General features: G+C 66.2%; 12 protein-coding genes. 6 read left to right on the top strand and 6 right to left on the bottom strand.

The window, feature by feature from the left end:
• The first annotated feature begins 11 nt into the window (after positions 1-11).
• Entirely contained in the window at positions 12-2033 is a 2022-nt protein-coding gene (locus ACFC2Y_RS08720) for a M3 family metallopeptidase (protein WP_375174877.1), read from the top strand.
• 534 nt (positions 2034-2567) lie between these two features.
• On the opposite strand, the gene ACFC2Y_RS08715 is transcribed toward ACFC2Y_RS08720, so the two are convergent.
• Positions 2568-3251 carry a metal-dependent hydrolase gene (locus ACFC2Y_RS08715; protein ID WP_375174878.1) on the bottom strand — a complete coding sequence of 228 codons (684 nt, stop codon included), beginning with the start codon at positions 3249-3251 and terminating at the stop codon, positions 2568-2570.
• 62 nt (positions 3252-3313) lie between these two features.
• Between ACFC2Y_RS08715 and ACFC2Y_RS08710 the strand changes: the two genes are divergently transcribed.
• Genes ACFC2Y_RS08710 through ACFC2Y_RS08690 form a run of 5 tightly spaced genes read left to right on the top strand, consistent with a single transcriptional unit; the run spans position 3314 to position 7359 of the window.
• Positions 3314-3967: a ceramidase domain-containing protein gene (locus tag ACFC2Y_RS08710; RefSeq protein WP_375174879.1), complete on the top strand. Its 654-nt coding sequence runs from the start codon at positions 3314-3316 to the stop codon at positions 3965-3967.
• A gap of 40 nt (positions 3968-4007) precedes the next feature.
• Positions 4008-4295 (top strand): Asp-tRNA(Asn)/Glu-tRNA(Gln) amidotransferase subunit GatC, encoded by a 288-nt coding sequence (gatC, locus tag ACFC2Y_RS08705; protein ID WP_375174880.1) that lies wholly within the window; start codon positions 4008-4010, stop codon positions 4293-4295.
• A 5-nt stretch (positions 4296-4300) separates the two neighbouring features.
• Positions 4301-5791 carry an Asp-tRNA(Asn)/Glu-tRNA(Gln) amidotransferase subunit GatA gene (gene gatA, locus ACFC2Y_RS08700; protein ID WP_375174881.1) on the top strand — a complete coding sequence of 497 codons (1491 nt, stop codon included), beginning with the start codon at positions 4301-4303 and terminating at the stop codon, positions 5789-5791.
• Positions 5792-5845: 54 nt separating this feature from the next.
• On the top strand, positions 5846-6616 hold the full coding sequence (locus ACFC2Y_RS08695; RefSeq protein ID WP_375186135.1) for a hypothetical protein: 771 nt from the start codon (positions 5846-5848) through the stop codon (positions 6614-6616).
• Between the two features lie 2 nt (positions 6617-6618).
• Positions 6619-7359 carry an N-acetylmuramoyl-L-alanine amidase gene (locus tag ACFC2Y_RS08690; RefSeq protein ID WP_375174883.1) on the top strand — a complete coding sequence of 247 codons (741 nt, stop codon included), beginning with the start codon at positions 6619-6621 and terminating at the stop codon, positions 7357-7359.
• A gap of 202 nt (positions 7360-7561) precedes the next feature.
• On the opposite strand, the gene ACFC2Y_RS08685 is transcribed toward ACFC2Y_RS08690, so the two are convergent.
• From ACFC2Y_RS08685 to mreC, 5 genes are read right to left on the bottom strand one after another with little or no spacing between them, the layout of a single operon-like run.
• A complete protein-coding gene (locus ACFC2Y_RS08685; protein ID WP_375174884.1) occupies positions 7562-8494 on the bottom strand; it encodes a 2-hydroxyacid dehydrogenase in 933 nt (310 codons plus the stop codon).
• Positions 8494-9633, bottom strand: coding sequence for a rod shape-determining protein RodA (gene rodA, locus ACFC2Y_RS08680; protein ID WP_375174885.1), 1140 nt, complete (start codon positions 9631-9633; stop codon positions 8494-8496). The genes ACFC2Y_RS08685 and rodA overlap by 1 nt, the downstream gene beginning before the upstream one ends.
• Positions 9630-11573, bottom strand: coding sequence for a penicillin-binding protein 2 (gene mrdA / locus ACFC2Y_RS08675; RefSeq protein ID WP_375174886.1), 1944 nt, complete (start codon positions 11571-11573; stop codon positions 9630-9632). The genes rodA and mrdA overlap by 4 nt, the downstream gene beginning before the upstream one ends.
• Complete coding sequence (locus ACFC2Y_RS08670) at positions 11570-12118, bottom strand: rod shape-determining protein MreD (protein ID WP_375174887.1); 549 nt, start codon at positions 12116-12118, stop codon at positions 11570-11572. Before ACFC2Y_RS08670 ends, mrdA begins: the two co-directional genes overlap by 4 nt.
• Positions 12111-13028, bottom strand: coding sequence for a rod shape-determining protein MreC (mreC, locus tag ACFC2Y_RS08665; RefSeq protein WP_375174888.1), 918 nt, complete (start codon positions 13026-13028; stop codon positions 12111-12113). The genes ACFC2Y_RS08670 and mreC overlap by 8 nt, the downstream gene beginning before the upstream one ends.
• Positions 13029-13034: the final 6 nt, after the last annotated feature.

Below are 13034 nucleotides of genomic sequence, written 5' to 3'. Positions count from 1 at the left end.
GGAGACATGCCATGACCAACCCGTTGCTCGCCCCCTGGGACACGCCGTTTGACCTGCCGCCCTTCGACCGGATTTCGGACGAGGATTACGCCCCCGCGCTGGAGGAGGCCCTGGCCGCGCATAACGCGGAGATCGCGGCGATTGTCGCACAGGAGGCTGCGCCTGATTTCGAGAATACGATTGCCGCGCTGGAAGCCTCGGGCGAGGCGCTGGACCGGGTGTTGTCGCCCTTCTTTGCGCTGGCGGGGGCGGATGCGACGCCGCGGCGGCAGGAGTTGCAGCGCGAGTTCTCGCCGAAATTGGCCAAGCATTTCGCGGAGATATCGGCCAATCCTGATCTATATGCACGGGTCCGGGCGGTCTGGGACAAGCGCGACGAGCTGGGGCTGGACGATCAGGACGCGCGGCAATTGTTTCTGGTACATCGCGGCTATGTGCGGGCGGGCGCGGCGCTGACCGGGGCGGAGGCCGACCGGATGAAGGCGATCAAGGAGCGGCTGGCGGTTCTGGGGACCTCGTTCACGCAGAATTTGCTGAAGGACGAGGCCGACTGGTCCATGGATCTGGCGGAGGCGGATCTGGAAGGGCTGCCGGAGTTCCTGGTGGATGCGGCCCGCGCCGCTGGTGAGGAAAAGGGAAGGCCGGGGCCGGTGATCACGCTTTCGCGGTCGCTGATTGTGCCGTTTTTGCAATTTTCACCACGGCGGGAGCTGCGCGAAAAGGCCTGGAAAGCCTGGGTGTCGAGGGGGGCCTTCGGCGGGGAGACCGACAACCGCGCCATCGCGGCTGAGGTTTTGGCGCTGCGGGAGGAGCGGGCGAAGCTTTTGGGGTATGAGAACTTCGCGCGGTACAAGCTGGATACGGAAATGGCGGGCGAACCGGCCGCCGTTCGCGCTTTGTTAATGGATGTGTGGGAGCCTGCGAAACGTCAGGCCCTGGCGGATCAGGATGTTCTGTCGGCGATGGCGGCGGAGGATGGCGTCAACGGACCGATCGAGGGCTGGGACTGGCGCTATTATGCGGAGAAACGGCGGAAGGAGGAGCATGATCTGGATGAGGCGGCACTGAAGCCGTATTTCCAGCTGGACAAGATGATCGCGGCCGCCTTCGACTGCGCCAATCGCCTGTTCGGGCTGGAGTTTTCGGAGTTGGATATGACCTCCTACCACCCGGATGTGCGGGTGTTCGAGGTGACGCGGGATGGCAAGCATGTCGCGATCTTCCTGGGCGACTATTTCGCACGGGGGACCAAACGGTCCGGCGCCTGGTGTTCTGCGATCCGGTCGCAGGCGGTGAGGCCGCGGGAACAGACGCCGGTGGTGGTGAACGTCTGCAACTTTGCCAAGCCGCCGAAGGGGCGGGTGGCGCTGTTGAGCTATGACGACGCGCGGACGCTGTTTCACGAGTTCGGGCATGCGCTGCACCAGATGCTGTCGGATGTGCGTTGGGAGGGCGTCTCGGGCACCTCGGTCGCGCGGGATTTTGTCGAACTGCCGTCGCAACTGTTCGAACATTGGCTGGAAGTGCCTGAGGTGCTTCAGAAATTCGCCACGCATGCGGAGACGGGTGAGCCGATGCCGAAAGCGATGCTCGACAAGGTTCTGGGTGCGGCGAATTTCGACATGGGGTTCCAGACGGTGGAATATGTCGCCTCGGCCCTCATCGATCTGGAGTTCCACGACGGCGCGGCGCCTACCGATCCGATGGCGAGGCAGGCGGAGGTGCTGGAGAAGCTTGGCATGCCCTCGGCCATCCCGATGCGGCATGCGACGCCGCAGTTCGCGCATGTGTTTTCAGGGGATGGCTACAGCTCGGGCTACTATTCCTACATGTGGTCCGAGGTTATGGATGCCGATGCCTTCGCCGCCTTTGAAGAGGCGGGCGGGGCGTTCGATCCGGAGGTGGCGGCCTCGCTGGAGGAGAATATCCTCTCCAAGGGCGGGTCGGTCGAGGCGGCAGAGTTGTACGAGCGGTTCCGGGGGCGACTGCCGGGGGTCGAGGCCCTGTTGAAAGGGCGTGGCCTGGTGGCGTGATGGGTAGCGGTGGGATCTCGTGAGGTATCGGCGCACGGTTGGCTGTCGATGGAGATGAGGCCCCGGCGCGGGGGCCGGGGAATGGTGCGCGGAGGTGTCCCGGCCTTGCGCCGAGACCGCGTGACGATGCGGCGGGATAGGTGATTGCAGAGGATCGCGGGGCCCCGGCGCGAGGCCGGGGCATGGTGTTTGATGTGCGGTGGTGGTGTCCCGGCCTTGCGCCGGGACCGCGTGACGATGCGGCGGGATAGGTATTTGCAGAGGATCGCGGGGCCCCGGCGCGAGGCCGGGGCATAGTGCGCGGAGGTGTCCCGGCCTTGCGCCGGGACCGCCTGACGTATCGGCGGGACAGGTGATTGCAGAAGATCACGGAGCCCCGGCGCGGGGGCCGGGGCATGGCGTTGAGCGTGAGCCATGATGTCCCGGCCTTGCGCCGGGACCGCGTGACGTATCGGCAGGACAGGTGATTGCATAGGATCACGGGGCCCCGGCGCGGGGGCCGGGGCGTGGCTTGGGATGCGTTTCGGATGCGGCTCAGACCTCGATGGCTTGCAGCACCTCCGGCTCCACCACGTTTACGCCGGGGAGGGCGTCAATCAGCTCCTGCGCGGATTGTTCCAGGACCGGGAAGGTCTTGTAGTGGCAGGGGATCAGCGTCTTGAAATCGAAGAATGTTTTTGCGGCATAGGCGGCGCGGCGCATGTCCATCGTGTAGAAGCCGCCGGAACAGAGCAGGCCGATGTCCGGGGCGTGCAGGTCGTTGAAGATCTTCATGTCGGCCATCACGTCCGTGTCGCCGGAGAAGTAGATCGTGTGGCCCTCGCCCGAGATCATGAACCCGGCCTCGCCACCCGCATAACCGCCCTCGGGATTGGAGGAGGAATGCACGGCGTGCACCAGCGTGACCTTCACATCGCCGATCGAAACTGTGCCGCCCTTGTTGAAACCGGTGACATTTTCCACCCCCTTGGTGCCCAGCCAGCCGGCCAGTTCGACCATGGTGTAGACGGGGAGGTCGCCCGCCTTGGCGGTGTCGATCACATCGCCCACGTGGTCGCCGTGGCCGTGGCTGACGAGGATGGCGGTGACGCCTTCGACCGCTTCGGCCTTGCGTTCCTGCGGGAAGACGGGGTTGCCGGTCAGGAAGGGGTCGATCAGCAGCACTTCGCCCGCGATCTCGATCTTGAAGCCGGAATGGCCGAGCCAGGTGATTTTCATGGGTTTCCTCCTTGTGTCTTTGCAGGCAAGCCTAGCGCGGGAATGTGACAAGGAAAGAGCCAATGGACTGGACTGCGCAGGTTGACGGCTATTGCGAGCGGTTGGCGCCGGGGCTCTGGGCGGAACCGTTGAATGCGGTGACCAACCTGGCCTTCCTCATCGCGGCGATCTGGGTCTGGCGGCGGTCGGGCGGGTTGGCACCAGTGCGGGTGCTGGCGGCGGTGCTCTTTGCCATCGGGGTGGGATCGGGGCTGTTCCATACCTTTGCCACCAGATGGGCGGGGGTGGCGGATGTTCTGCCGATCCTGATCTATATCCTGGCCTATATCTACTTTGCGAACAGATATTTCTGGGGGCTGTCGCGGTTGTGGGCCGGGGTGGGGACGGCTGTCTTCTTTCCCTATGCGGCGGCGACGGTTCCCTTGTTCGCCATGGTGCCCGGCCTCGGATCCTCGGCAGGCTATGCGCCGGTGCCGTTGCTGATCTTCGCCTATGCGGTGCTCTTGCGGCAGAGTCTGCCGGAGGTGGCGCGCGGGCTGGCGATCGGGGCGGCGGTGCTCTGCGTGTCGATCCTCTTCCGGTCGCTGGACGGGCCGCTGTGCAGTGCCTTTCCCCTGGGCACCCATATCTTCTGGCACCTGCTGAACGCGGTGATGCTGGGATGGATGGCAGAGGTGCTCAGGCGGCACCTTGCGGGGCGCGGCGCGCGGGGGTAAACCGACCCGGATTCAAGACACCCTGAAGAGAGGGGGACGCATGTCCATCGACGAAGGCACCGCCGCCCGCGTGGCGAAGCTGGCCCGGATCAAGGTCGAAGAGGCCGATCTGCCCGTGCTCGCACAGGAATTCAACACCATCCTCGGCTTTATCGAACAGCTGAACGAGGTCGATGTGGAGGGCGTGGAACCGATGACCAGCGTCACGCCCATGCGGCTGAAGCGGCGCGAGGACGTGGTGACCGAGGGCGATCAGCAGGGGGCGATCCTGAAGAACGCGCCCGATGCGCGCGAGGGCTTTTTCGCCGTGCCGAAAGTGGTGGAGTAATCGCGATGAGCCGTGAACTGACCAAACTGACGATTGCGGGCGCACGGGATGCGCTGCGCAAGGGCGATGTGACCTCTGTCGAATTGACGGAGTCCTGTCTGAGTGCGATCGACGCAGCCGACGCGCTGAATGCTTTTGTCCACAAGACGCCGGAGATCGCGCGGGAGCGTGCGGCGGCCGCGGATGCGCGGCTCAAGGCGGGCGATGCGCCGGACATGTGCGGCATTCCCGTGGGGATCAAGGATTTGTTCTGCACCAAGGGCGTGGCCTCTCAGGCCGCCTCGCGGATCCTGGAGGGGTTCGCGCCGGAGTATGAATCCACCGTCAGCCAGAACCTGATCGATGCGGGCGCCGTCATGCTGGGCAAGCTGAACATGGACGAGTTTGCCATGGGTTCCTCCAACGAGACCAGCGTTTACGGCAATGCGGTGAACCCCTGGCGGCGCGGCAATGACGACACGGCGCTGACGCCCGGCGGGTCTTCGGGCGGCTCGGCCTCGGCGGTGGCGGCGGATCTGTGTCTGGCGGCGACGGGGACGGATACGGGCGGGTCGATCCGCCAGCCCGCGGCGTTTACCGGGATTACGGGCATCAAGCCGACCTACGGGCGGTGTTCGCGGTGGGGCACGATCGCCTTTGCCTCCTCGCTCGACCAGGCGGGTCCGATGACGAAGGACGTGCGCGATGCGGCGATCATGCTGCAGGCGATGTGTTCGCACGACCCGAAGGACAGCACCTCTGCCGAGCTGGCCGTGCCGGATTTCGAAGCCGCGCTGACCGGTGACATCCGCGGCAAGACCATCGGGATTCCCAAGGAATACCATATGGATGGCATGCCGCAGGAGATCGAGGACCTGTGGACCAAGGGCAAGGAGATGCTGGCCGACGCGGGGGCGAAGATCGTCGATATCACGCTGCCGCACACGAAATACGCGCTGCCCGCCTATTACGTGATCGCCCCGGCTGAGGCGTCCTCCAACCTGGCCCGCTATGACGGGGTGCGCTATGGCCACCGGGCCAAGCTGGCGCAGGGCGATGGCATCACCGAGATGTACGAAAAGACCCGGGCCGAGGGCTTTGGCGCCGAGGTGCAGCGGCGGGTCATGATCGGGACCTATGTTCTGTCGGCCGGGTTCTACGACGCCTATTACAACCGCGCGCGGAAGGTCCGGACGCTGATCAAGAAGGACTTCGAGGATGTGTTCGCGCAGGGCGTGGATGCGATCCTTACGCCTGCGACGCCGTCGGCGGCATTCGGGCTGGGCGAGATGAAGGATGCGGATCCGGTCCAGATGTATCTGAACGACGTCTTCACCGTGACCGTGAACCTGGCGGGTCTGCCGGGGATCGCCCTGCCTGCGGGGCTGGACAAACAGGGGCTGCCCCTTGGGCTGCAGCTGATCGGGCGTCCCTGGGAAGAGGGCGATCTGCTGAACACGGCCTACGCACTGGAACGTGCGGCCGGCTTTGTGGCGAAGCCCGCCAAATGGTGGTAGGTTGATCTGAACGAGACCGGCATGTCCGGCGCGCTGAGCAGTGAGTATCGACGGATGACAATGATTATGGATTGGCGGCCTGGACTGGCCGCGCTGGCGCTCATCGGGCTTGCGGCCTGTCAGCCCCCGGTTCCGGACAGCGGGGCGGGCGTGGGTTTTGGCGATTACGCCGAATATCAGCGCCAGCGCGAGGCGCAGCTGTCGGGCCGGGTGGCGCAATCGCTGCCGCCGGCCAGCCAGATCTCCTCCGAACCGTTGAATGCCACGGGCGGGACGCAGAGCGCTGCGGCTGATACGCCCGAAGCCATCGCCGCCCAGACCCGCGCGGCGCTGGATGCGGCGAACGGACCGGCGGATTTCACTCCGGGGGCGGCCACTGGCGAGCCGCTACAGGCGAGCCCGTCGAACCCGCCGCCGGTGGCGGTGAATTCGGTCGGCATCTCCAACGAAAACGACTTTTCCGCTGTGGACGAGCAACGCTCCATCGCCGAGGACAAGGCGCTGATCGAGCGGAACAGGGCCAATTACACCCAGGTCCAGCCGGAGGCGCTGCCGACGCGCACGGACACCGGGCCCAATATCGTCGCTTATGCCCTGCAAACCACGCATAACCCGGGGGTGTCGCAGTATCGGCGCAGCAACCTTCCCGGCGTGGAGGGGCGGTTCCAGCGGGCCTGCGCCAAATATGCCTCGCCCGATCTGGCGCAGACCGATTTCCTGAAATCCGGCGGGCCGGAGCGTGACCGCAAGGGCGTCGATCCGGATGGCGACGGCTTTGCCTGCCAGTGGGATCCGCGGCCCTTCCGCAAGGCGGCAGGCGGCTGACCTTGGCCGTCCCGCGGTTCCGGCATCCGGAGGCCTGCTGGCATCCTTCCCCCAATACCAATCACCGCCGCCACGGGGGCGGTCCGGATCTGGTGATCCTGCATCACACCGCGATGGAAAGCGCGGAGGCGGCCCTGGCGCGGCTCTGCGATACGGACCCGCCGGAGGGGCTGCCGCCGGTCTCGTGCCACTACCTGATCTCGGAGACGGGGTATCTGTGGCAGATTGTGGACGAGGCCGATCGTGGCTGGCATGCCGGGCAGGGGGCCTGGGGCGATGTGGAGGAGGTGAATTCGCACTCGATCGGGATCGAACTGGCGAATACATCCTCGCATCCCTATCCGGAGCCGCAGATGGCTGTTCTTGAAGGGCTTTTGCCGGGGATCTTGTCCCGCTGGTCGATCCCGCTGGAGCGGGTGATCGGGCATTCGGACATGGCCCCGCATCGCAAGTCCGACCCGGGGCCACGGTTCGACTGGCAGCGTCTGGCGCGGCGCGGGTTGGCTGTCTGGCCGTCGGCGGGGCCTTCGGTCGGAGTCGATGCGGCGCAGTTCATGCAGGATCTGGAGCGGATCGGCTATCGGCAGCCGGAGGTCGAGGATGTGGAGGCGCTGATGCTCTGGGCGTTTCGGCTGCGGTTCCGGCCGTGGGTGGCGGAGGGGCGGACGGCGCTGGATGCGGAGGATTGCCGCGTGGCGCGGGATCTTGCGGGGCGGTTTCCGGTGCGGGGCGAGGGGGGGTGAGCCCCTCACCCTAGCCCTCTCCCCCGGGGGGAGAGGGGATCTGTCGTGCTTGGGTGTGTGTCGGCTATTTATTGTTGGCGGGTGGACCCCCTCCCTGGCCCTCCCCCTGGGAGGGGGAGGGGATTGCGCGTTATGGCGATCCGTCGCACCAAAGCGCACCGGCTTCCCCTCCTCATTCATGGGGAGGGCCAGGGAGGGGCCCTCAGTACCCCTGATCGCGGTCGACGAGGTGGAGGAACGGCTCGCCCTCCTCGCCGCGTCGGATGTTTTCGGCGATCACGCGGGACGCGGTGTCGGGGCGGGTTTCGGAGGCGATATGCGGGGTGACCGTCACCTGCGGATGCGCCCAGTAGGGGTGGTCGGCGGGCAGGGGTTCTTCGCGGAAGACATCCAGCGTGGCATGGCGGATGTGGCCGCGGTCCAGTGCAGCAAGCAGGGCGTCGTCGTCGATCAGCGGGCCGCGTCCGGGGTTGATGACCACCGCGCCCTCAGGCATCGCGTCCAGCGCGGCAGCGTCGAGGGTGCTCTCGGTTTCCGGCGTCTTGGGCAGCAGCAGGACGAGGATCTGCGCCCTGGCCAGCGCCCGGGTCAGCCCCTCGGTCCCGTGCAGGCAGGTGACACCCTCGATCTGCTTGGGCGAGCGGCTCCATCCGGTGACGGGGAAGCCGAGGGCAGCGAGGGCCTGACCGCAGGCAGTGCCCAGTTCCCCCATGCCGAGGATGGTCACGGGACGCTCGCTGGCAATGGGGGGGATGTAACGCTCCCATTTGCCGTTCTGGCGGGCGAGGAAGAAGTCGATGTCGAGGTGGTGGCGCAGAACATGGCCGGTGACCCATTCGACCATGCCCTGGGTCAGGCTGGGGTCGACCATGCGGGCCAGGGGTTGGGTCAGGGTCGGATTGCCGACGATATTCTCCACCCCGGCCCAGAGATTCAGCACGGCCTTGCAGCGCGTGAAGGGGGTGAAATCCTGCACATCGCTATTGGGGGCGTAGACGATGTAGTCGACCTCTTCGGGCGGCAGGTCGGTGGCGAGGGTGGCCGTGACCCCGGCCTCCTCCAGCGCGGTGCGCAGGGGTGTTTCATAGTCGTGCCAGCGCTCTTCGGTGGCGGCGAACAGGACGTTTACGGGCATCAGCGGGGCCTGTGGACATGGGCGCTCTGCACGAGGCCGAAACCTGCGAGCAGGACCAGCATGGCAGAGCCGCCGTAGGAAACGAGGGGCAGCGGCACGCCGACGACGGGGGCCAGGCCCATGACCATCGACATGTTCACCGCGAAGAAGAGGAAGAAGGTGACCGCGATGCCAAGCGTCAGGATCGAGGCGAAGCGATCCTTGTTGGCGAGCGCGGACATGACGCAGAAGATGAGGATCAGCGCGTAGAGGGCGAGGAGGGAAAAGGCGCCGATGAAGCCGAATTCCTCCGCCAGGGTGGTGAAGATGAAATCGGTGTGCTTCTCGGGCAGGAAGTTCAGCCGCGACTGTGTGCCCTGCATGAAACCGCGCCCCGTCCAGCCGCCGGAGCCGAGGGCGATCTTGGCCTGGGTGATGTGATAGCCCGCGCCGAGCGGGTCGTTGGAGGGATCGAGGAAAGTGTCGATCCGGCGGAACTGGTAATCCTTGATCAGCTGCCAGTCGGTGCCGCGCGACTGGAAGACCGCGGCCACCGTGGCGATCCCGGCGGAGATCACGGCGACGAAATAGGCCCAGTGGACCCCGGCCAGGAACATCACCGCGCCGCCACCGATCATCAGCAGCAGGGCGGTGCCGAGGTCGGGCTGGCGCAGCACCAGATAGGTCGGCACGAGGATCAGGATGACCGGGATGATGACCCAGAGCGGACGGGAGGTCTTGTTCAGGGGCAGGGCGTCGTAATAGGCGGCCATGACCATGACGAGGGTGATCTTGGTCAGCTCCGAGGGTTGCAGCCGCATGAAGCCCAGGTCGATCCAGCGCTGCGCCCCCATGCCGACGGCGCCGAAGAACTCCACCGCCAGCAGCAGGACGAGCGAGCCGAGGTAGGCCACGACCGAGAGATTGCGCCAGAGCCAGATCGGCACCATCGCGATCACCATCATCACCGCCATGCCCAGGACGAAGCGCTTCATCTGCGGTTCGGCCCAGGGCGAGAGGGAGCCGCCGGCAACCGAATAGAGCATGAGGAAGCCGAAGCCCGCCACGGCCGCCAGCAGCAGCGTCAGCGGCCAGTTGAGGTAGAGAACCTTGCGGATGCCGCTTGGCGTGGTCTTGACGTTGTACTCTAGGAAACTCATGCGCGGCTCTTCAGGTCGGAGCCGGTCACGGGCTGATGTTCACGCAGGTCCTTCTGCAACTCGCGAATGCGGGGGCGGTCCTTCTGCGGATAGGCGTCCAGTGGCGGCTCGCCTTCATAGAGGGCCTGGAGGGTGATGTCGCGGGCGACCGGAGCTGCGGCCGAGGAGCCGCCGCCGCCGTGTTCGATCACCACGGCGACCGCGATGCGCGGGTTATCGGCCGGGGCGAAATCGACAAAGAGCGCGTGGTCGCGGCGTTCCCAGGGCAGGTCGGCGTTGGAGCGGACACCCGCGGCGCGTTCCTTGGCGGTGATGTTGCGGACCTGGCTGGTGCCAGTCTTGCCGGACATGCGCATATCCTCGGCGATGATGCGGCTGCCATAGGCGGTGCCCTTGCGGTCGTTGACCACAGAGTACATCGCGCGCCGGATCTGGCGCAGGTGGTTTTCGTTCAGACCCAGGCTTTCGCCCGCGCCGTCGGGCTGTTCGATGCTGTTGATCTTCTTGATGAGCCGGGGCGTGACCGCGTTGCCGGAGGCGATCCGCGCCGTCATCACCGCCAGTTGCAGCGGCGAGGCCAGTACATAACCCTGACCGATGGCGGAGTTGACGGTGTCGCCGATCACCCAGTCCTGCCCGCGGGCGGCGCGTTTCCACTGTTTGGTCGGGGTCAGGCCGGAGGCGACGGCGGACATGGGCAGGTCCAGGCGTTCGCCCAGGCCAAGACGGGTCGCCATGGCGGAGATCCTTTCGATCCCCAGCTCCAGCGCGATTTCGTAATAGAAGACATCGCAGCTTTCGCGCAGGGATTTGTCCAGGTTCACATGCCCATGTCCGCCGCGTTTCCAGCAATGGAAGCGGCGGCCGGAGACCTCCAGATGTCCGCCGCAGTAGAAGGTGTCTTCGGGCCCGATCAGCCCGTGTTCCAGCGCGGCGAGAGCGACCACCATCTTGAAGGTGGAGCCGGGCGGGTAGATGCCCTGGACGGATTTCGCGGCGAGGGGCCGATATTTGTTGTCCGTCAGCGACCTGTAGTCGGCGACGGAAATGCCGCGAACAAAGAGGTTGGGATCGAAGGAGGGGGCGGAGCCGATGGCCAGAAGATCGCCGTTGCGCACATCCATAACCACGGCGGCGGCGCTTTCGCCCTCCAGCCGGGCCTGGACATAGGCCTGAAGGCGGGCGTCGATGGTCAGTTGCAGGTTCTCGCCCTGCTGTCCTTCGCGCCGGTCCAGTTCGCGCATTTCACGGCCGACGTGGTTGACCTCCACCCGGCGGGCACCGGCCTTGCCGCGCAGGTCTTCCTCCAGCTTCGCCTCGACGCCGACCTTGCCCAGCTGGAACCGGGGGATCAGCAGCAGCTGGTCCGGCGCCTCGAGTTTGGAGAGGTCGTAATCCGATACCGGCCCGACATAGCCCACGATATGGGCAAAATCGGCCTCTTGCGGATAGGCGCGGGTCAGGCCTACCTCGGGGGTGACGCCGGGCAGGGCGGGGGCGTTGACGGCGATCTTGGTCACATCGTCCCAGTCGACCTGATCCGCCACGGTGACCGGCAGGAAGGGCTGGGTGCGTTTGAGTTCGGTGCGCGCGCGTTCCAGATCCTCGTCGTTCAGGTTGATGAGGGTTTTCAGCCGGTCGAGGACGAGATCGACATCGCCCGCGTCCTCCCGCGTGAGGGTGATGCGGTAGGAGGGGTCGTTGACCGCGATGGCAATGCCGTTGCGATCAAAGATTTCGCCGCGGGCGGGGGGGATCAGGCGGATGTTGATCCGGTTTTCCTCGGCGAGGAGGCGGAACTTGTCGGCCTCCTCCACCTGCATGTAGCGCATGCGGAGGGCGAGCAGCCCCATGAACCCGGCCTGCGCCCCGCCAACGATCAGGGCGCGGCGCGACAGCTTGCGGTTGCTTTCGGCGGTATCCTTGGGCGGGCGTCTCATATCCGGTGCCCCAGTGTGTCGACCTCACCGGGGGCGACGCGGCGGACACCGAAGAGCGCGACGGCGCCGAGCACCATGACCGGATAGGCCACGGCGGTGGAGAGCAGCTGTGACAGGGCCAGAAGCATCGGCGCCTGCGGGATCAGGAAGATGGCCAGAACGATGCGATAGCCGATCATCACCGCGACGATGCCGAGGGCGGCGGTCAGCCATTCGACGGTGAAGGGCAGGGTGCGCAGCCCTTCGGAGCGGGCGCGCAGCGTTTCGGTGACAAGGACGGTCAGCGCGGCCATCAGGCCGGGCGGGCGCTGCAGCAGCAGATCGGCCAACACCATGGCGAGGCCCACCACGGCGGGGGGGACGTATTCGGGGCGGCGCAGGGCGAAGGTGAAGGTCAGCAGCAGGATCATGTCCGGCCCGGCGAAACTGCGGGGCTGGGTCTGCAGCGGCAGCAGTTCGAGCAGCAGGATGCCGAGCGAGATCAGCACATAGACTGCGCGCATGGCCCAGACCTTTGTCGGAGAGGTGGCGGCATGTTCAGCCATCGCCCGGCTCCGTCCTGCTGAGGTCGACGCCGGGGCGGGGCCCGTCCTGCGGGTCCGGTTCGATCAGACTGCCGGGGTCGCGGATGTTCTCGGTGCCGAGGTGACGCAACACGCGCAGGTATTCCAGCCGTTCGAAATCCGCCGCCAGCCGGACCCGCAGGCGGCCGCCCGGGTCCTGGGCGATGCGCCCGACCAGCAGGCCCGCCGGAAAGACCCCGCCATCCCCGGAGGAGACGACGCTGTCGCCGGGGCGGACAAGCTCGGGCGCTTCGAGGAAGTCGACGGGCGGCGCGCCGGAGTTGTCGCCCTCGATCAGGGCGCGCTGGCCGGAAGGCTGGATGGTCACGGGCAGGCGGGAGGACGTGTCGGTCAGCAGCAGCACGCGGGACGTCTTGTCGCCCACGCCGGAGATGCGCCCGACGAGGCCGATGCCGTCCATGGTCGCCCAGCCATCGACGATCCCGTCGCGCGCCCCGACGTTGAGCAGGACGGACTGGCGGAAGGGGCTGCCGCTGTCGGCCATGACCACGCCGGTGACATGGGTCAGGCGGGGGTCAAGGCGCACCTTGTTGAGGTCGAGCAGCCGGGCGTTTTCCTGTTCCAGCTGCAGCGCGGCCTCTTTCCAGGCCTTCATCTGTTGCAATTCGCGGCGGAGTTCCTGGTTCTGCTGGTGGATGCGGGTATAGCTTTGGAAATCGCGCAGGATGTTGAGCATCCCGTTGACCGGGGCCATGGCCCAGTCGAAGGACGGCACCACCTGATCGACAACCTGCGCGCGGAAGCGTTCGACGCGGGGGCTATCGATCCGCCAGACGAGGAACAGTCCGAAGAGCGCAAGAATCACCACGCTTGCCAGCAGACGGCGGAGCGGTGTGAGATAGTCTTCTTCCTGTCTGCGGTCCTTTGCCAAGAGGGT

It is taken from the genome of Pseudooceanicola sp., assembly GCF_041987405.1.
In the GTDB taxonomy this organism is placed as follows: domain Bacteria; phylum Pseudomonadota; class Alphaproteobacteria; order Rhodobacterales; family Rhodobacteraceae; genus Pseudooceanicola.
The sequence above is the reverse complement of the archived record's forward strand: the minus strand, read 5'-3'. Positions and strand labels throughout refer to the sequence as shown.

What these genes read in the sequence shown, in the direction of transcription:
- ACFC2Y_RS08720 (WP_375174877.1), top strand. Translation starts at nt 12, where the DNA reads ATGACCAACCCGTTGCTCGCCCCCTGGGACACGCCGTTTGACCTGCCG.
- ACFC2Y_RS08715 (WP_375174878.1), bottom strand. Translation starts at nt 3,251, where the DNA reads ATGAAAATCACCTGGCTCGGCCATTCCGGCTTCAAGATCGAGATCGCG.
- ACFC2Y_RS08710 (WP_375174879.1), top strand. Translation starts at nt 3,314, where the DNA reads ATGGACTGGACTGCGCAGGTTGACGGCTATTGCGAGCGGTTGGCGCCG.
- gatC (WP_375174880.1), top strand. Translation starts at nt 4,008, where the DNA reads ATGTCCATCGACGAAGGCACCGCCGCCCGCGTGGCGAAGCTGGCCCGG.
- gatA (WP_375174881.1), top strand. Translation starts at nt 4,301, where the DNA reads ATGAGCCGTGAACTGACCAAACTGACGATTGCGGGCGCACGGGATGCG.
- ACFC2Y_RS08695 (WP_375186135.1), top strand. Translation starts at nt 5,846, where the DNA reads ATGACAATGATTATGGATTGGCGGCCTGGACTGGCCGCGCTGGCGCTC.
- ACFC2Y_RS08685 (WP_375174884.1), bottom strand. Translation starts at nt 8,494, where the DNA reads ATGCCCGTAAACGTCCTGTTCGCCGCCACCGAAGAGCGCTGGCACGAC.
- rodA (WP_375174885.1), bottom strand. Translation starts at nt 9,633, where the DNA reads ATGAGTTTCCTAGAGTACAACGTCAAGACCACGCCAAGCGGCATCCGC.
- mrdA (WP_375174886.1), bottom strand. Translation starts at nt 11,573, where the DNA reads ATGAGACGCCCGCCCAAGGATACCGCCGAAAGCAACCGCAAGCTGTCG.
- ACFC2Y_RS08670 (WP_375174887.1), bottom strand. Translation starts at nt 12,118, where the DNA reads ATGGCTGAACATGCCGCCACCTCTCCGACAAAGGTCTGGGCCATGCGC.